Below are 18,749 nucleotides of genomic sequence, written 5' to 3'. Positions count from 1 at the left end.
ACGAACGAAGGGTGAATTCATGAGGATGACCCATGCCCGGACCGCGGTCACCACGTTCGCGATCGGTGCATTCGTCACGGGTGCCGCGCTGTTCGGAACGGGAATCGCGAACGCCGATCTGCTCGACGACGCGCAGCCGCTGCTGACGTCCACCTGCTCATTCGATCAGATCGAGGCCGCATTGCACGACATCGCTCCGGAATCGGCGCAGCGGCTCGACGGAAATCCCGCCACCAAGGCGATGCTGCAAATGACCCTGGCCCAGTCGCCGGATCTGCGCCAGCGCGCGTTCCAGCAGTTGGAGACCCGGAAGCAGCTCCTGGGCGGGCTGCTGGAACTGGGGATGACCAGGCCGGAGGTCGGCACGGTGCTGCGCGAGGCCGCCACGGCGTGCCATCGGTATCCGGGCGGGGACACGGCCGCCGCCGAGCGCTGATTCGGCCATCGGTACCAATCGGACGCTTGGCGGGACACACCGTAAGACCGCTCGGTTCCCACGTTTTCCGGCTGTATGCTCTACCCGTCTCGAGCAAGTTTCCGACACGCCGAGACGGTTCATCTGAAACAACGCCGTAGTTGGCATGATCACTGCTGCTGGTCGGACACGAGCTGGACAACCAGGAAGGAAGAATCGTGCGTCTCCCTTTGTCGGTAGTCTCCTCGGCGTCCCATAACCAGCGACATTGGATTCGTCGCACGAGCGTCACATCGACGCGAAAGCCAACCTCGGCGTAAAGGTTTCCCGGCTCGACGCACACCCGCCACCGTTCCGCGGCGGTATTAGCGGGTGTGCTGCTCGACGACGTCGTTGCGGTCTCCGATACGGCGGCGAATTGATGGATGAATGCACACCACGTTCGATCTCTACGGAAAGGGAACCATCTCATGTTGCTGCCCGTCGTCGGAAGCATCCTCGGACTCGGCGTCATCGCCGTCGGCACCTTCGTCAGCATCCTGCTGGGCGCACTGGTCGCCATCGTCTAGTCGTCCTCTTCTCGGCACGACCCAAATCAACCGAACGAAAGAAGGAGCACTCTCATGCTGTTGCCTCTCGCCGGAAGCATCCTGGGTATCGGCGTCGCCGCGGTGGGCACCTTCGTGTCCATCCTGCTGGGCGCGATCGTCGCCATCGTCTAGTTCGTAGTACCCCGGGCGCCGATCGGCGCCCGGACCGGAAATATCCCGTTCTCACCAACATCGAAAGGATCGACAAATGCTGCTGCCTCTCGTCGGAAGCATGCTCGGAATCGGCGTCGCCGCGGTCGGCACCTTCGCCAGCATCCTGCTGGGCGCGCTGGTCGCGATCATCTGACGCACCCCGAAGCACAGCGGGTCGGTCGCCATCCGGAGGGCGACCGACCCGCTTTCGTTTTGCCCTGCGCCACAGGGGAAAAGCGAACCGCCGTGCCGCGAGACGACGCGGCACGGCGGTGGGAACGAACGAGCGGGAACCGATCAGGCCAGACCGAGGCCGCGGGCGAGCACCGGCCAGGACCGCTTCAGTTCGTCCTGCCAGTAACCCCAGGAATGCGTGCCCGAGGTGTAGTCGAAGGTGGCCGGAATGCCGAGTTGGGTGAGCTTGTCCTGCATATTGTGGGTGCAGTAGTTGGTGGCCGCCTCGATCAGGCCGCCGATGACGAGCTGATTGGCCAGCCCGTCCGGACCGGGCAGCGAGCGCGGCCCGTCGAGCACGTCGTACTTACCCGGCATGCCGTTGCCCGAGGAGATGTAGAGATCCACCCCGCGCAGCTCGTCGGCGTGCACATAGGGATCGTTGGCCTGCCATTCCGGCGAACCGGGCGGGCCCCACATGTTGTTCACGTTCCCGCCGCCGAACGCGGTCACGATGCCCCGCACGAACGCCGCCCCCAGCCGGTCGCTCACCTGCGCGCACCCGCTGTAGGCCGCCGCGGCACGGTACAGGCCGGGCTTGGCGATCGGCAGATTCAGCACCGAGGTGCCCGAGGTGGAGATGCCCGCGATCGCGTTGACGCCGTTGGCGTTCAGCGCCGTGTCGATCAGCGGCGGCAATTCCTCGGTCAGATACGTCTTCCATTTGTTGCGGCCCAGAACCGGATCGTCGTTGACCCAGTCGGTGTAATAACTGAACCGGCCGCCGATCGGCATGACCAGATTGACGTTTTTGTCCGCGAGAAACTGCCGCACATCGGTCTGCGCCTGCCAGGAGGCCGCATTCGTACCGCCGTCGACCCCGCTCAGCAGATACAGCGTGGGCGCGGATTGCGCGCTGTCCGTGGGGCGTTGGACCTCCACGGGAAAGGTGTTGTCCATGGCCGCGGAGTACACCTGCAGCCGGATATTGCGATCGTCGACGCGTTCGACGCCGGTGATCTTCGAACCGTCGGCCGAGGTGGCGGCGGTGATTCGTTCCGGATGAGCGGCCGGATCCGCATTCGCGGCCGGCGCGCCGAGGGCGGCGAGAACACCGGCGAGCATTCCGGCCACGGCGGCATTGGCCACGATACGCGTACAGCGGGACGCGAGTGTTTCCGCGCTTTCGGTCCAATTCATGCGCTCCAGCTTCCAGCATCGCAATTGTGTGCTCGCGCAACGACACACCCGCGCGGAAAACACGGCATTCCGTGCGGCAACGGCACTTTGGACAATTTCGCCGCGCGGTGCGATCAGGGGGTGTTCCGAGCGGCGGCACGCGGCCCCGGCGGCACTGCTCCGTGTTGAAGGTTGAATCAGCCGTCTCACCGAATTTCCCTGTGCTGCACCGGAAGTTCAACGAGATGCGCTGTCCTGTCCCACAGGGCAGACGACGGAGGAGCCGATGGTCAACGAGCGCTTGCAGGCCGATATGGCGACGATGCTCGAGGGACTGGACGAACAACTGCGTGGCATCGCCGAGATCCAGCGGCAGCGCTCCCTGCTGACGGCCACCGCGACCGTCTGCGACAAGCGGATCCAGGTGACCGTCAATGCCGACGGCCTGCTCATCGACACCGCCTTCGCCGAGGACATCGCGGATCTGAGCTACGACGAGATCGCCGCGGGCATGACCGCCGCGGTCCAGGCCGCCGCCACCGAGGTGCTGCGCCGCGGCCGCGAACTCATGGAGCCCCTGCTGGAGAAGAAGTCGCGGCTGCCCAAACTGTCCGAAATCGTCGAGGGCGCACCGGATCTGGGGGCGATGTTGCCGGTCGCCCCGCCCCCGCCGACCACCCGGCCCGATCGGCGCATCCCCGGCGACGGTTCGGTGACCCGTTCGCTCATCGCCGACCAGGACTGGTAACCGGCGATGTCCCTGGACCTACCGCACGGGCTGCGCTGGCTGGCCTGGGTCGCCGGTACCACCTGGCCGGACGGCGACGAGGACGCCATGTGGAAGGTGTCGGCGGCCTGGAAGACCGCGAGCGAGGACCTGAAGGCCCTGCTCGCCGAGGTCGACGAGGCCGAGCGGAAGACGATGGCCGCCTATCCCGACGGCAGGGCCGCCGAGGAGATGGGAAAGCTGTTCGACCAGTTGCGAACCGGCGATCAGTCCATCGAGTCGCTGGCCGAACTGCTGCACACCGTGTCCGATTCCACCTTCGACATGGGCACCGAACTCCAGTCCACGAAGATCACGGTCATCGTGAGCCTGGCCTGGCTGGCCGCGGAGATCCTGTGGGCGTGGCTGTTTCCGCCGACCGCGCCCGCGGTCGAGGCCGCGGCCATCTCGACGACGCGATCGTTCCTGCGGGTGTTCGAGGACTTCGTGGCGAACGCGATCGAAAAGCTCGCCGGGAAGCTGGGTTTGGCGACGCGGGCGCAGCTGAAGGCGGCCACCGGCAGCTCGTCGCGCTACTTCTTCAAGGAGCTCGCGGCGGGCCGGTTCGTACTGCCGACCGCCAAGGGTGTCGGGGTGTACTCGGTGAAGGCGCTGGAGTCGGGCGTCACCTCGATGGGCCTCAACGCCGCCGTGCAGCTCGGCCAGATGGCCGACGGCAAGCGACGCACCTTCAATGCCAAGGAGTTCGGGGCCTCGGCGGTGGGTTCGATCGCGGGCACGATCCCCGGCCGCGAGTTCGCGCGCTACGCCGGGCTGGGCCTGAACAAGTTCGCGGGCGACGCGCTGAAGAAGATGCCGGGCGGCTCGGTGCTCTACGGTGCGAGCATCGGGGCCGGATCCGGTGTCGTGGGTTCGGTTTTCGGCAATCTGGGCGCGGCCGCGGTGACCGGTGATCTGTCCTCGTTCGCCTCGCCCACCGGCTACGTCGGCGGCGCGTCGCGCGGCGCGATCGTGGGCGGCGCGCGTGGCGGCTTCACCAAGTGGACGCCGATCAGCAGCTCCGATCCGCGGTTCCCGTTCTGGATGAGGCAGGGCGCGCAGAACAAGCCGCCGAGCGGACCGCCCGCGCCGCCGCCCGCGAGTTCGAGCGGATCCTCGTCCTCGAGCGGGGACGAGCAATCCTTCGTCACGGCCAGTTCGGGCGGTTCGTTCGTGACCGCGCCGGACGGCTCGGCGCCGCGACCGGTGAGCAGCGGCGGATCGTTCCACACGGCCCCGTCCAGCATCTCCTCCGGAAGTTCGAGCCACGGCGCGCCCGCGCCCACCCGGCCGGGCGAATGGACCGGCGGCACCCCGCCGACCTCGTGGTCGTCCTCGGTCGACGGCGGCTGGCGGCCCTCGGGCGCGCGCCCGACGGTGACGGCCGGACCGGCGGGCTCGAGTCACGGCGGCGGCTCATCGGGCTCATCGGGTTCGAGCACGCACTCGTCGAGCAGCAGCGGCACGCATCCCGCGCCCGAACCGCCCGCGCCGGAAAAGGAATTGGGCGCGGGCAAGGACATGAAGGCCAAGACCCGGCCGAAACAGGTGCCCTACATCGAACCCCTGCCCGCCCACTACGACGCGCCCGGCGCGCCGCGGTGGCAGCAGTGGGTGCCGCCCGAACCGACTCCCGATGTCGACGTGGCGTTCCGACCCCCCACCGAATAACACCAGAACGAGGTGCCAGCAGTCATGGCGGACAAGGTCCAGGTCGATCCCCAACAGCTGAGGAGTGCCGCCGAGGTCACGGCGGATCTGGCCACCAAGGTGCGGAAGGTGGGCTCGGATCTGCGCACCGCCCTGGCGGGCATCGAATCCGACGGCGGCAACCGGCCCTGGGGAAACGACAAGACCGGCAAGAAGTTCGCCGACGGCGACAAGGGCTACAAGAAGGCCCGCGACAATCTGCTCTCCGGCACGGACGGGATGGGCGAGACGCTCGAGCAGTTCGCGAACGGCCAGCGCACCGCCGCGAATTTCCTCGGCACGACCGACAGCGGTTCGGCGCAACCGTTCCACTGATCCGCCCCGCACCCCGCAGCGCACGGTCGAAAGGGAGACGATGACCACACCGACCACCACGACGACGACGCCGGATCAGAACGAGTGGGCCGGTCTGAAGAACGCGGCGTCCAACGGCTATCTGCAATTCGACAGGCAGGACGCGATCACCGCCGCGAACGCCGCCCAGCAGCTGGTCGCCGACCTGCAGGCGATGGCGAAGGCGGTGTCGGACAACAAACTCGACCGCATGGACCCGTTCGGCAACCTGTACTCCGGGCGCGAGCTGGCGGGCGCGTTCAGCACCAAAGCCGCACGGCTGCACGACATTCTGCAGAAGAACGCGAAGATCGTCGGCGATATGCACGACACCTTCGTGCTGGCGGGCAAGACCTATCAACTCGCCGAGGACGGCTCGTCGCAGCAGATCGGCGGGTCCGTACAGCCGTCGAATCCGAATATGCCCACTCATTCCGATCTCCAGACGCCGGAGTTGGGCGGTATCGACTGGGGCCTGGATTTCAAGATGCCGGACTTCCCGTCCTCGCTGACCGACTATCACGGGAACAAGGACAGTTCCGTCACCGTGATGTACGAGAACAAGGACAGCCTGAGCTACCACGATCTGTATCAGCTCGGACAGACCATCCGGCCGCAGCCCGTGGCCGACGCGGCGGGCATGTGGAAGTGGTTGGGCGAGACGCTGTATCAGAAGCTCAACGACTTCGCGAGCACCATCTCCTCGGTCTCCAACCACTGGGAGGGCACTGCCGCGAGCGCCGCGGTGGCGGCCACCCAGCGCTATCAGCAGGGCGTGCAGCCGCTGACCGACGCGATGACGGCGATGAGCCAGAACCTGGACTACACCGCCCGCTGGCTGTACGCCACGGCGCTCAGCATGCCGCACAATCCAAAACCCGACTCCTGTTGTCCCGGAAAGCAGATGGCGCATTTCCGGGGCGAGTTCGAGAGCCATTACATCGCGGGCATCAAGAACTCCGTCTCGGTCATGCCCTCGCTCGACGCCCCGACCCAGCAGAACCAGGGCAACGGCAACGGGCAGAACCCGGACGGAACGGGCAATGGGCAGAACGGAAATGGGCAGTACGGGAACGGGCAGAACCAGAGCCCCGAATATCAATCCGGGTACCAGGCCGGATATCAGGCGGGCCAGCAGGCCGGGTACGGCCAGAACGGGCAGTACGGGAATTCCGGTCCGTACGGCACCGGCGGCGAGAACGGGTACGGTTCCAGCAACGGCTACGGCACCGGTGACCAATACGGTTCGGGCGGCCAATATGGTTCCGGCAACAGCCAATACGGATCCGGAAACGGCTACGGCACCGGCGGCGAATACGGCAGCGGCCCCGGCCAATACGGCGACAGCAGCGGTTACGGCAGCGCCGGTTCGGGCCAATACGGCGACGGCACGGGACAATACGGCCAGGGCCAGGGCGACTATCAGCAGGGCTACCAGGCCGGTTACGAAAAGGGCTACCTGGACGGGAGCGGCGGCAAGACCGGATCGACCGGCACCGGTTCCTCCCCCGGAGGTCCCATGCCCCAGTTCGGCAATTCGGATCCGCAGGGCTCGGGCGGCTCCGGTTCGTCCTCCTCCCCCGGCTCGGGTCCGGGTTCGAGCGGTTCGCCGTCGGCGTCCATCCCGTCGGGATCCGGGGACTACGGCCAGAGCTCCCCGATGCCCGCGGCACCGACCTTCTCGACGCCCGATTTCGGAAGCCTCTCGCCGAGTGGCCGATCCGGCTCGCGCTCCGGCGGCGGTTCGTCGAAATCCCCGTCCGGCGGCCAGAGCACGCCGTCGCTCGACGACGTGATTTCCCGCCTCTCCGGCGGCGGCGATATGGGCACCTCCGCGCCGATGCCCGACGCGCCCACCACGGGCGGCTCGACCAGCAGCAAGACCCCCTCGTTCGGCGGCGGGAATTCGGGCTCCTCGGGCCGCGGCTCCTCCGACTCGGCGTCCGCGCCGAGCTCGAACATCCCCTCGCTCGACGATCTCGTCTCCGGTCTGTCCGGCTCGACGGGCAGCGAGGTCCCCATGCCGGACGCCCCCACCACGGGCGGTTCGGCGGGCAGCCACGTCCCCGCCTTCGGCAGCGCCGACTCGGACACCACCGGGCACGCCACTTCGTCGCACTCACCGTTCGGCACCGAATCCGCCTCGGGAAGCAATCCCGTCGAATCGCTGCTCTCCGGCGGCCAAGGGACAACGGGCCAGGGCGATCCCATCGAATCACTGCTCTCGGCGGGCCAGGAGGCGTTGGGGCAGTTGGGCGAATCCCTGAACAAGGGCATCGAGGCGTTCACCAATCTGGGGGCGAGCCTCGGCGGCCTGGACGAACTGCACCACCTCGCGGGACAGATTCCCGATCTCGGACAGCAGCTCTCGGATCTGACCGGCGGCGCGTTCGATCCGAACGCCCTGGGCGGGGGCGGCGGTGGTGGAGGCGGCGGCGACTTCGGTGGCAGCGGCGGCGATCTCGGTGGCGGCGACGTGCCGCAGACCCCGCAGCAGCCGTACGAGAACACCCGTGCCGCCCAACTGTTTCCGCGCGCCGAACTGCCGGGGACTCCGGCACCCGATGCGGCGCACGGGGATTCGCCCGGGATGGGCGCGCCGGGTATGGCCGGAGCGCCCGCGGGCGGGGCGGGCGGCGCGGCGTCCAGCCGCGAGCATCGGCGGGCGAAGTTCCTCCAGTCGCGGGAGAACATGGACGAGGCGCTCGGCGACATGCCCTACAAGGTGAAGCCGGTCATCGAATGAGCCGCACGTGGGAACTCACCGATCTGGAATTCCAGCTGCTGTGCGACGACCATCGGCACGGCGTGCTGCCCGCCCCGTTCTCGTTCACCAGCCGCACCGCGCTGCTGGCCGACTACGAACGCGAGCGGGCCGAGGCGCGGGACCGGTTGCGCGACCGCGCCGACGGCGAATTCGAGGCGATGGTCGACACCGTGGCCCGGCCCGAGGTGTTCGTGGTCGCGCACGCCTGGGACGACCAGGATTTCGAGAATCCGGACAAGCGCATCCGCGTGCACGCGGTCCGGCGCGGCTCCCGCGGATACGTCCTGGACCAGAAACCGGGCGAAACCCTCTGGCACAGCGGCGGTTTCACCATCACCGAATGCGGGCCGCGCGAGCTGAGCGAGGCGGTGGTGGACCGGCTGCCGCGCTCCGGTCCCGGCCGCCGCGGCGCGATTCCGATCGTCGTATCGGAAACGCCCGCGCCGGAACGGGTTTCGGGCTCGATGGTCGCCGACGACGAGGACGACGAGCAGTTCACCGCCGCCCGCTTCTTCGACACCCCGGCCGTCTCCACGGGCATCGTCAAGGTGCTCCAGGGCCGGTCGAAGTTCGGCCCGCGCGGCCTGGTCGAGTCGGGCGTGCTGTGGCGCGATCTCCCGCACGACGGCCGTTATGTCATACCGCTGGACGATCCGGCCCCGATCGCGGTCGGCACGGGCTCGGACGGCCTCGTCGGCTGGATCAGCGGGGAGATCGAGCGCATCCTCGCCCGCATGGATTCGCACCGTGAGCTGGAGGTTTGACGGAATCCCAAAATATTCCTTGACAAGAATATTCTCTGTGGAGAATACTTCTTGGCATGGATGGGATCACCTCAGCACTCGGAGACGGGGCGCGCTGGCGCATCGTCGAGTCGCTGGCCGAGCGGCCGCGCTCGGTCGGCGAACTGGCCGAACTGACCGGCCTGCGGCAACCGCAGACCACCAAACATCTCCAGACGCTCGCCCGCGCCGGGCTGGTCACGGTGTTCCCGCTCGGCCAGCGTCGCGTCTACGCCCTCGAGACCGGGCCGCTGATCGCCTTGGAGCAGCGCCTGCGCGACCTCGTCGCGACCGCCGAGGCGCATGCGGGCGAGCGGGATGTGGTGGAGCGCTACCGCGCCGCCATCGACGCGGAAACCGCGGCGGCAAACCGTGATCGGTGGGCCGACGGCCGGACCTTCGCGTTCGAGCGGCTGCTGAGCGCGCCCCCGGCGACGGTCTGGCGGCACTGGGTCGAACCGGAGCTGCTGGCCGCCTGGTGGGCGCCGCCGTCGATGACGATGTCCGCCTGCGTCATCGAGCCCGAACCGGGCGGCCGGGTGGTGCTCGACTACCGCGACGCCGAGGGGCGCTCCTACCGCTCGACCGGCAGGGTCGACGCCGCGCGCGCACCCGAACATCTCGCCTTCGACCTGTCGGTCCTGGACGCGGCCGGCGCGGTCGCGTTCACCGGACACTACGACCTGGACTTCGCCCCGGATCGATCGGGCACCCGGCTGCGCATGCGGCTGTCCATCACCGAGACGACGGTCGAGGCCGCCCCCTTCATCGCCGGTATCGAAACCGGTTGGGGGCAGGTCCTCGATCAACTGACCCACACCCTCGAGAAGAAAGAAGCATGATCATGTCCGACTCCCCCGCCCGCAAGGTCACCGCGAACCTCAGCCTCACCCTGGACGGCCGCTACCACGGCCCCGCGGGCCCCGGCGATATGGGCGCGATCGTCCCCTACGCCGTCACCGAGGTCGCCCGCGATCAGATGAGCCGCGCCCACGAGAACGCCACCACGGCGGTGCTCGGCCGCCGCAACGCGGAGGGCTTCCTGGGCTTCTGGCCCACGATGGCCGACAACCCCGACGCCGACCCGCGCGACCGCGGTTACGCGAAATGGCTCGTGAACACCGAAAAGGTCGTGCTGTCAACGACTTTGACCGAATCGCCCTGGGAGCGCACCCGCGTCGTGAACGCCCCCGCCGCCGACGTCGTCGCCGACCTGCGCGCCTCCGGCACCGGCGACATCCTCGTCAACAGCAGCTCGAGCGTCATCAAACCGCTGCTCGCCGCCGACCTGATCGACCGCCTCTACCTGATCGTCTGCCCCGAGATCGCGGGCGGCGGCCCCCGCCTGTTCGACGACGGCCTGCCCGGCACGAAATGGCAACTCGCCCTTCGGGAATCCGGTGAGCTGGGCGAAATGGCACTGGTCTACGACCGCGTGCGCTGAAGTGGAGCGTAGGGGAATCGAACCCCTAACCCCTGCCTTGCAAAGGCAGTGCTCTGCCAATTGAGCTAACGCCCCTGGTGGCCGAGTACGGAACTCAGCGGTTGGTCACCTCGTGCCACAGATCGGGCTCGCTGCGCTGGCGGAACTTGCTGACCGCGAAGACGACCGCAACCACAGCACCGAGCATGAGGAGAATTTTCATGAATCCCACCCTACTGTGATCGACCGGGTGTGGGCCTAGGAGGACTTGAACCTCCGACCTCTTCGTTATCAGCGAAGCGCTCTAACCGCCTGAGCTATAGGCCCGGATTTCGGTCCCGGGATTACTTCCCGAACCGAGGCACGAGATTACCGTACGCGGCCCTCGATAACCAAAACGGCCGGTCCCGGCCCTGACGGGCGGAACCGGCCGTTGGCGGGCCGCGACCTAATCGGGATCGGCCAGGGTGACCTGGATGCCCCCGACGAGGTCGGTGCACTGGTTGTAGATGAAGACGCCGACCGTGGACAGGGCCGTCAGCAGGACGACGTTGATGAGGCCGATCACGGCGGCGTAGCCGAAGACCGATCCGGCGTCGATCAGCGACGCCGAGGACGAGCCGTTGTCGGAGACCATATCGGTGAAGGTGCTGTTGAGGCGGTCCCAGACACCCATGCCGGAGAGCACGATGTAGAGGAAGCCGACCGCCAGCATCCACACGAAGAACATGGCCACGCTGATGACCAGCGAGATCTTCAGCGTGGACCACGGATCGATGTGGCGCACCTGCACGGTCGCCCGCAGCGGCTCACCGGTGCTGACCGCCTGGGCGACCGCCGCCGGGACCGCGGGCGAGATCGGCACGGCCTGCGGACCGGGACGATGCCCCGGCGGCTCGGCGGCGGGCGCGGACGGCGGCAGGGGATGACGCAGCTCCGACAGGTCGGGCATGTCCTTGACCAGCTCCGGCCGGGCGATGCTGCGGGTGGGTCCGTCGATGCCGACGGACTTCACCATCGCGGCCTCCTTGCGGGCCGCCTTCGCCGCCAGGTCGGCGGTGGTACGGGCGTTGCTGACCCCGGCGTTGAGCCCGATCGGGTTGACCGGGGGCCGCCCGGTCACCGGCGACTGCCCGGGGCGGTTCAGATTGGACTGCGGTTCGCGCTGCGGCAGCTGCGACCAGCCCTCCTCGAACCGGGTGGTCGCGCCGTCGGCGCCGTCGGACTGCTCCCCCGGGCCCTCCTGCGCGCCCTCCGGACCCCGGGAATCGCCGGGGTGGTCGGACCGATCGGACGCGCTGCCCGGGCCGCCGCCGTCGCCCGGCCGCGGAATCGGCCGCGGCGGAATCGGAGACGGCGCGATGCGCTCGGTCACACCGTTGGCGTGGTGCCGCTCGTCATTCGGCTGGTTCGGAGTGGTCAATTGGGGATCCTTCAATCCTTCGTGCCGCCGCTGCCTGTGGAGAAATTACTGCTTCTCGGAACCGCTGGTGTCTTCTTCGCCGGAAACCTGGTCGGGCTCGTCGGCGTTCCGAGCGATCGCAAGCAACGTATCGCCCTCGCCGAGGTTCATCAATCGCACGCCCTTGGTCTGCCGTCCGGCCTTGCGCACCTGATTGGCCGAGGTCCGGATGACCCCGCCGCCGGAGGTGATGGCGTAGAGCTCGTCCTCGTCGTCGACGATGAGCGCTCCCACCAGACTGCCACGCCTCTGGTCGTACTGGATAGTCAATACACCTTTACCCCCGCGGCCCTGCGCGGTGTACTCCTCGATGGCCGTCCGCTTGGCGTAGCCGCCCGCGGTGGCGACCAACAGGTACGTATTGTCCCGGACCACGTTGAGCGACAACAACTCGTCGTCGGTGTTGAAGCGCATGCCCTGCACCCCGGAGGTGGCCCGGCCCATCGGGCGCAGCACCTCGTCGTTGGCGGGGAATCGGATCGACTGGCCGTGCGCCGACACCAGCAGCAGATCGTCGTCGGCCGAACACAGTGCGGCGCCGACCAATTCGTCGCTGTCGCGCAGGTTCACCGCGACGATGCCGCCCGAGCGGTTGGAGTCGAAATCGGTCAGCCGCGACTTCTTGACCAGGCCGTTCTTGGTGGCGAGCACCAGATAGGGCGCGTCCTCGTAGGACTTGATCTGGATGACCTGGGCGATCTTCTCGTCCGGCTGGAAGGCCAGCAGATTCGCCACGTGCTGACCGCGCGCGGTCCGGCTGGCCTCGGGCAGCTCGTACGCCTTGGCCCGGTACACCCGGCCCAGATTGGTGAAGAACAGCAGCCAGTCGTGGGTCGAGGTGATGAAGAAGTGCCGGACCAGATCGTCCTGCTTGAGGCCCGCGCCCTGCACGCCCTTGCCGCCGCGCTTCTGGCTGCGGTACAGGTCGGTCTTGGTGCGCTTGGCGTAGCCGGTCTCGGTGATCGTGACCACCACGTCCTCGCGGGCGATCAGATCCTCGTCGCTGACCTCGCCGTCGGCGGCGATGATCCGGGTGCGGCGATCGTCGCCGTGCTTGTCGACGATCTCCTTCAGCTCGTCGCGCACGATCGCGCGCTGCCGCTCGGGCTTGTCGAGGATGTCCTTGTAGTCGGCGATCTCGAGCTCGATCTTGGCCAGCTCGTCGACGATCTTCTGCCGTTCCAGCGCCGACAACCGGCGCAGCTGCATGTCCAGGATCGCGGTCGCCTGGATCTCATCGATCTCGAGCAGCCGCATCAGGCCCGTGCGCGCGGTCTCGGTGTCGGCCGAGCGCCGGATCAGGGCGATGACCTCGTCGAGCGCGTCGAGCGCCTTGACCAGGCCGCGCAGGATGTGGGCGCGTTCCTCGGCCTTGCGCAACCGGTAGCGGGTCCGCCGGATGATGACGTCCAACTGGTGGTTGACGTAGAGCCGGATCATCTGGTCCAGCCGCAGCGTGCGCGGCACGCCGTCGACGATGGACAGCATGTTGGCGCCGAAGCTGGTCTGCAACTGGGTGTGCTTGTACAGGTTGTTCAGCACGACTTTGGCGATCGCGTCGCGCTTGATCGTGACGACGATGCGCATGCCCGCGCGGTCGGAGGACTCGTCGTGGACGTCGGCGACGCCCGCGATCTTGCCGTCCTTGACCTGCTCGGCGATCGAGTTGATGAAGTTGTCGGTGTTGACCTGGTACGGAAGCTCGGTGATGACGATCGTGGTGCGACCGCGGTTGTCCTCCTCGATCTCCACCACGCCGCGCATCCGGATCGAGCCGCGCCCGGTCTTGTAGGCGTCCTGGATGCCCTGACCGCCCACGATCAGGCCGTGCGTCGGGAAGTCCGGGCCCTTGATGCGCTCCACGCAGGCCGCGAGGGTGGACTCCTCGTCGGCGTCGTGGTTGTCCAGCGCCCAGTAGATCGCCTCGGCCACCTCGCGCAGGTTGTGCGGCGGGATGTTGGTGGCCATGCCGACGGCGATGCCGCCGGAACCGTTGATCAACAGGTTGGGGACACGACTGGGGAGAACGACGGGTTCCTGCGAACGGCCGTCGTAGTTGGCCTGGAAGTCGACGGTCTCCTCGTCGATCTCCCGCAGCATCTCCATGGCCAGCGGCGTCAGGCGGCACTCGGTGTAGCGCATGGCCGCCGGGCCGTCGTTGCCGCGCGAACCGAAGTTGCCCTGCGGATCGACCAGCGGGTAGCGCAGCGACCACGGCTGCGCCATCCGGACCAGGGTGTCGTAGATCGGGACGTCGCCGTGCGGGTGGTAGTTGCCCATCGTCTCGGCGACCGGGCGGGCCGACTTCACATAGCCGCGGTCGGGCCGGTACCCGTTGTCGTACATCGCGTAGAGGATCCGGCGATGCACGGGCTTGAGGCCGTCGCGCACCTCGGGCAGCGCGCGGCCCACGATCACGCTCATCGCGTAATCGATGTAGCTGTTCTGCATCTCGTGCTGGATGTCGACCGGCTCGATGCGGTCGCCGCCGCCGTTGGGCGGGAGGGTGGTCTCGGTCATCGATGTTCTCCGTTGGAAGTCTGTGTGGCCCTGGGCAACTCGTCATCCCGGCGCGCGTGGGCGCGCCGGGACACGGAACGGGTCACAGATCGAGGAAGCGGACGTCCTTGGCGTTGCGGGTGATGAAGCTGCGCCGGGCCTCGACGTCCTCACCCATGAGAATGCTGAACAGCTCGTCGGCCGCGGCCGCGTCGTCCAGGGTCACCAGCCGCAGCAGGCGGGTGGCCGGGTCCATGGTCGTCTCCCACAGCTCCTTGGGGTTCATCTCGCCCAGACCCTTGTAGCGCTGCACGCCGTCGTCCTTGTTGATCTTCCGCCCGGCGGCCTGGCCGCGCTCGAGCAGCGCGTCGCGCTCGCGGTCGGAGTAGGCGAACTCCGGCTCGCTGCGCTGCCACTTGAGCTTGTACAGCGGCGGGCAGGACAGATACACGTGACCGTGTTCGACCAGCGGGCGCATGAACCGGAACAGCAGCGTGAGCAGCAGCGTGGTGATGTGCTGACCGTCGACGTCGGCGTCGGCCATCAGGATGATCTTGTGATAGCGCAGCTTCGCGATGTCGAACTCGTCGTGGATGCCGGTGCCGAACGCGGTGATGATCGACTGGACCTCGTTGTTCTTGAGGACTCGGTCGATGCGCGCCTTCTCGACGTTGATGATCTTGCCGCGGATCGGCAGGATCGCCTGGTACATCGAGTCGCGGCCGGATTTGGCCGAGCCGCCGGCGGAGTCGCCCTCCACGATGTAGATCTCGGACTTCGCCGGATCCTTCGAGCGGCAGTCGGCCAGCTTGCCGGGCAGCCCGCCCAGGTCGGTCGCGCTCTTGCGGCGGACCAGCTCGCGCGCCTTGCGAGCGGCGATGCGCGCCTGCGCCGACGAGACCGCCTTCTGCACAATGGTTTTGGCGTCGGCCGGATTGGCCTCGAACCAGTGCGCGAGGTGCTCGTTGCAGGTGCGCTGCACGAACGACTTGACCTCGGTGTTGCCGAGTTTGGTCTTGGTCTGGCCCTCGAACTGCGGATCGGAGATCTTCACGCTCACGATGGCGGTGAGGCCCTCGCGGATGTCGTCGCCGGTGAGGTTGCCGTCCTTGTCCTTGAGGAGCTTCTTCTCCTTGGCGTACTTGTTCACCACCGTGGTGAGCGCGGCGCGGAAGCCCTCCTCGTGGGTGCCGCCCTCGTGCGTGTTGATGGTGTTGGCGAAGGTGTGCACCGACTCGGAGTAGCCCGAGTTCCACTGCATCGCCACCTCGACCTCGTGACCGGTGCCCTTGCCGGTGAACGACACGATCGAGTTGTGGATGGACTGCTTGGTGCGGTTGATGTGCTTGACGAAGTCCTCGAGGCCGCCCGGGTAGTGGTAGGTCCGGGTCTTGACCTTCTGCTCGGACGGGACGACCGCGTCGGTCTTGGGCGCCTCGGCGGTATCGCTGACGACGTCCTCGGTCACCTCGGAGTCGCTCACCCGCTGATCGGTCAGCGTGATGGTCAGGCCCTTGTTGAGGAAGGCCATCTCCTGCAGGCGGCGCGCGACGGTCTCGAAGTTGAAGGTGGTGGTCTCGAAGACCTCCGCGTCCGGCCAGAACCGGATGGTGGTGCCGGTGCGCTTGGTCGCGTCGCCCTGGATCAGTTTGCCGGGCTTGGCGTCCTTGTATTCCTGGCTCCAGTGGAAACCGCGGTAGTCGATATCGGCCTCGAGGCGGGTGGACAGCGCGTTCACCACCGAGATGCCGACGCCGTGCAGACCGCCGGACACCGCGTAGGCGTCGGAGTCGAACTTGCCGCCCGCGTGCAGCTGGGTCATGACGACCTCGATGGTCGGGATGCCCTGGGCGTGCATATCGGTGGGGATGCCGCGGCCGTCGTCGACGACCTCGACGCCGCCGTCGGCCAGCAGGGTGACATCGACCCGGGTGGCGTAGCCGGCCATCGCCTCGTCGACGGAGTTGTCCACGACCTCCCAGATCAGGTGGTGCAGACCGCGCTCGCCGGTGGAACCGATGTACATACCGGGGCGCTTGCGGACCGCCTCGAGGCCCTCCAGGACCGTGATGTTGGAGGCGCTGTAATCCTGATTGCCCGCTTTCGCCGGGGTGGAGCCGCTTGCGTTGGAGTCGTTGGCAGCCACTGCTCGGTAGCTCTCCTTACTTGCTGATCCCTCGGCGCAACGCGAACAGCGCACGGGTGGCCCCGGTCCACAGGCTCGAGATGACGAACTGCTCGAGAATTACGGGTCCGCGCGCGGGCCGCGCGTCGCGCGCCGAAGGTATCGCCGCTAGTTACTCCCCCATCCTACTGGTACACCCGCCACAGGATGCACCTATGACACCCCTGAGAGCTCCGTGAGTGCGTGAAATCGATCGCCGCCGAGTCCGGTTGTAGGTCTCCGGGGTCTCGCGAGTCTCAGCGGCCCGCTGCGGCCCGCGCGGAAATTGTTTGCCGCGCACCCGCCCTCGCGCGGCGTTCCACGTGAAACGACTCAGCCGTAGGTGTCGCGCGGGCCGCGGCCCTTGATGTGCCGTTCGCCCTTGCGCCAGCTGGGCGCGGCCGGGCCGCTGATCTTCAGCTGGGTGACCACGCCCTGGCCGACCGCGGCGTTGATCTTGGCCAGCAGCTGCGCCTGCAGCATGCGCAATTGCGTTGCCCAGGCCGTGGATTCGGCCTGCACGCTCAGCACGCCGTCGGTCAGCGAGATCGGGGTGGCGTGCGCGGCGATGTCCTCGCCGACCACGCCCGCCCACCGGCCGAAGACCGTGCCCTCGGCGACCTTGCCCGACCAGCCGCGGTTCTTGGCCAGCGCCCCGGCGAGGGTGGCGAGCAGTTGGGGATCGCGTTCGTCGGGTCGCGCGCCGGACCAGCCGCGGCGCCGCAGCGCCCGCACCCCGCCCTTGCGCGGCGAGGCCCGGCCCTGCCCGACGGCCTTACCGCTCGCCTTGGCCGCGGCCCGGGCCTCCTCCAGGGCGCGGCGGGCCAGATCGATGCCGCGCAACTCCGGCTGGGACCCGTCGGCAAAGGACTTCGCACCGTCGTCGTCGGTACCGTCCGCCATGCCACCTCCCGGATCGATCTTGTCGCGTAGGAGGACAAGGCTAGCGCTCGGCAACCGCGACACCTACCGCCCGCGGGCCGTGTCACACGGCCCAGTTGTGACATCCCCGCGGGGGCCTCGGTGCTCGGTGGGGACAGCCGTTGCGGACCCGCGAGGTACGTCGTCTGTGCCCGGCGGGACAGACACGCGGTCCCGGGGGGTGCGCGGCGCTCACTGCTCGGCGCGGACGGTCTCTCCGGCGATGTGGGAGGCGCGTTCGTCGGCCGCGCCGGTGGTCTCCACGCGCAGCGGGGTGGCCTCGAGTTCGGGGGGGACGTCCTCGGGGACGGCCGCGGTGATGAGCACCTGTTCGGCGGTGGCCGCGACGGCCGCCAGCGCGGCGCGGCGGCGGCGATCCAGTTCGGCGAACACGTCGTCGAGCAGCAGCACCGGGTCGGTGCCGACGCTGCGCAGCAGTTCGAACGCCGCCAGGCGCAGCGCGAGCGCGAACGACCACGACTCCCCGTGGCTGGCAAAGCCTTTCGCGGGCGCGGAGCCGAGCATAAGGTCCAGATCGTCGCGGTGCGGACCGACCAGGCACACCCCGCGTTCCAATTCCTTGGGACGGGCTGTGGACAACTCGCGCAACAGGATCGACTCGAGCACCTCGGCGTCGTCGGGTTCGGGCGCGCGATCGGGATCGAGGAATTCCGTTGGGAGGCAACCGCTTCGGTAGCGGACGGCCGCGGCGCGCGATTCCGGCGCGATACCGCGGTAGGACCGTTCGAGATGCGGCGCCAGCTCGTGCACCAGGCGCAGCCGCTGGGCCAGCAGTTCCGCCCCGTGCGCGGCCAGGTGCCCGTCCCAGACGTCGAGCGTGCTCAGCTCGGAGCCGGACCGCGAACGGGCTTGCCGCCCAGCGGTTTTCAACAGCGCCGAGCGCTGCCGCAGCACCCGGTCGTAGTCCGAGCGCACCCCGGCCAGCCGGGGCAGCCGCGCGGTGCACAACTCGTCGAGGAAGCGCCGCCGCTCCGACGGATCGCCGCGCACCAGCGCCAGATCCTCGGGGGCGAACAGCACCGTCTGCAGGATGCCGAGGATCTCCCGCGGCCGCCGCACCGGCGACCGGTTGATCTGGGCCCGGTTGGCCGAACCCTGGTTCAGCTCCATGTCGATCCGCAGTTCGCGCCCGGTGTTCACCACGGTCGCGCCGATCCGGGCGCGCTGGGCGCCGATGCGGATCAGCGGGGCGTCGGTGGACACCCGGTGCGAGCCCAGCGTCGACAGATATCCCACGGCCTCCACCAGATTGGTCTTGCCGTTGCCGTTGGCGCCCAGGAAGACGGTGCGGCCCGGGGCCAGTTCGAGGTCGGCCTGCGCCCAGGAGCGGAAGTCGCGCAGGGTCAGCGTCCGCACGTACATCGGTCAGCCCACCGACCCCGGCACACCG

At 68.2% G+C, this 18,749-nt stretch carries 15 protein-coding genes and 2 tRNA genes; 8 read left to right on the top strand and 9 right to left on the bottom strand.

Annotation, left to right across the window (positions count from 1 at the left end):
* Positions 1 to 19: 19 nt before the first annotated feature.
* On the top strand, positions 20 to 436 hold the full coding sequence (locus tag ACWDSJ_RS03900; protein WP_387358497.1) for a hemophore-related protein: 417 nt from the start codon (positions 20 to 22) through the stop codon (positions 434 to 436).
* Between the two features lie 1,019 nt (positions 437 to 1,455).
* Here the strand turns inward: ACWDSJ_RS03900 and ACWDSJ_RS03895 are convergent.
* Positions 1,456 to 2,457 (bottom strand): alpha/beta hydrolase, encoded by a 1,002-nt coding sequence (locus ACWDSJ_RS03895; RefSeq protein WP_450029424.1) that lies wholly within the window; start codon positions 2,455 to 2,457, stop codon positions 1,456 to 1,458.
* A gap of 340 nt (positions 2,458 to 2,797) precedes the next feature.
* Between ACWDSJ_RS03895 and ACWDSJ_RS03890 the strand changes: the two genes are divergently transcribed.
* The 7 genes from ACWDSJ_RS03890 to ACWDSJ_RS03860 are packed head-to-tail and all read left to right on the top strand — an operon-like array spanning position 2,798 to position 10,313.
* Positions 2,798 to 3,259: a YbaB/EbfC family nucleoid-associated protein gene (locus ACWDSJ_RS03890; RefSeq protein WP_450029126.1), complete on the top strand. Its 462-nt coding sequence runs from the start codon at positions 2,798 to 2,800 to the stop codon at positions 3,257 to 3,259.
* A gap of 6 nt (positions 3,260 to 3,265) precedes the next feature.
* Positions 3,266 to 4,948, top strand: a complete 1,683-nt coding sequence (locus ACWDSJ_RS03885; RefSeq protein WP_450029125.1) for a WXG100-like domain-containing protein — start codon at positions 3,266 to 3,268, stop codon at positions 4,946 to 4,948.
* Between the two features lie 24 nt (positions 4,949 to 4,972).
* Positions 4,973 to 5,302, top strand: coding sequence for a hypothetical protein (locus tag ACWDSJ_RS03880; RefSeq protein WP_450029124.1), 330 nt, complete (start codon positions 4,973 to 4,975; stop codon positions 5,300 to 5,302).
* A gap of 40 nt (positions 5,303 to 5,342) precedes the next feature.
* A complete protein-coding gene (locus ACWDSJ_RS03875; protein WP_450029123.1) occupies positions 5,343 to 8,066 on the top strand; it encodes a WXG100 family type VII secretion target in 2,724 nt (907 codons plus the stop codon).
* The gene (locus ACWDSJ_RS03870; RefSeq protein ID WP_450029122.1) at positions 8,063 to 8,851 is read left to right on the top strand and encodes an ESX secretion-associated protein EspG; all 789 of its coding nucleotides are present in this window, start codon (positions 8,063 to 8,065) and stop codon (positions 8,849 to 8,851) included. The genes ACWDSJ_RS03875 and ACWDSJ_RS03870 overlap by 4 nt, the downstream gene beginning before the upstream one ends.
* Before the next feature lie 56 nt (positions 8,852 to 8,907).
* Positions 8,908 to 9,711: a metalloregulator ArsR/SmtB family transcription factor gene (locus tag ACWDSJ_RS03865; RefSeq protein WP_450029121.1), complete on the top strand. Its 804-nt coding sequence runs from the start codon at positions 8,908 to 8,910 to the stop codon at positions 9,709 to 9,711.
* A gap of 2 nt (positions 9,712 to 9,713) precedes the next feature.
* Positions 9,714 to 10,313 (top strand): dihydrofolate reductase family protein, encoded by a 600-nt coding sequence (locus tag ACWDSJ_RS03860; protein ID WP_450029120.1) that lies wholly within the window; start codon positions 9,714 to 9,716, stop codon positions 10,311 to 10,313.
* 2 nt (positions 10,314 to 10,315) lie between these two features.
* Here the strand turns inward: ACWDSJ_RS03860 and ACWDSJ_RS03855 are convergent.
* The 8 genes from ACWDSJ_RS03855 to recF all read right to left on the bottom strand — a co-directional run bounded on the left by ACWDSJ_RS03855 (position 10,316) and on the right by recF (position 18,721).
* Positions 10,316 to 10,388, bottom strand: a tRNA-Ala gene (locus tag ACWDSJ_RS03855).
* Between the two features lie 19 nt (positions 10,389 to 10,407).
* Positions 10,408 to 10,515, bottom strand: coding sequence for a DLW-39 family protein (locus tag ACWDSJ_RS03850; protein ID WP_387358481.1), 108 nt, complete (start codon positions 10,513 to 10,515; stop codon positions 10,408 to 10,410).
* Between the two features lie 30 nt (positions 10,516 to 10,545).
* Positions 10,546 to 10,619: transfer RNA gene (locus ACWDSJ_RS03845), tRNA-Ile, on the bottom strand.
* 121 nt (positions 10,620 to 10,740) lie between these two features.
* Positions 10,741 to 11,715: a DUF3566 domain-containing protein gene (locus tag ACWDSJ_RS03840; protein WP_450029119.1), complete on the bottom strand. Its 975-nt coding sequence runs from the start codon at positions 11,713 to 11,715 to the stop codon at positions 10,741 to 10,743.
* Positions 11,716 to 11,760: 45 nt separating this feature from the next.
* Positions 11,761 to 14,274: a DNA gyrase subunit A gene (gene gyrA, locus ACWDSJ_RS03835; RefSeq protein ID WP_387358477.1), complete on the bottom strand. Its 2,514-nt coding sequence runs from the start codon at positions 14,272 to 14,274 to the stop codon at positions 11,761 to 11,763.
* Positions 14,275 to 14,356: 82 nt separating this feature from the next.
* Positions 14,357 to 16,399, bottom strand: coding sequence for a DNA topoisomerase (ATP-hydrolyzing) subunit B (gene gyrB / locus ACWDSJ_RS03830; RefSeq protein WP_387358475.1), 2,043 nt, complete (start codon positions 16,397 to 16,399; stop codon positions 14,357 to 14,359).
* A gap of 351 nt (positions 16,400 to 16,750) precedes the next feature.
* Positions 16,751 to 17,320 (bottom strand): DUF721 family protein, encoded by a 570-nt coding sequence (locus ACWDSJ_RS03825; protein ID WP_450029118.1) that lies wholly within the window; start codon positions 17,318 to 17,320, stop codon positions 16,751 to 16,753.
* Between the two features lie 210 nt (positions 17,321 to 17,530).
* Positions 17,531 to 18,721 carry a DNA replication/repair protein RecF gene (recF, locus tag ACWDSJ_RS03820; RefSeq protein WP_450029117.1) on the bottom strand — a complete coding sequence of 397 codons (1,191 nt, stop codon included), beginning with the start codon at positions 18,719 to 18,721 and terminating at the stop codon, positions 17,531 to 17,533.
* Positions 18,722 to 18,749 lie beyond the last annotated feature (28 nt).

The organism is Nocardia sp. NPDC003482 (assembly GCF_053588115.1).
This window is presented reverse-complemented; position numbering and strand designations above follow the sequence as displayed.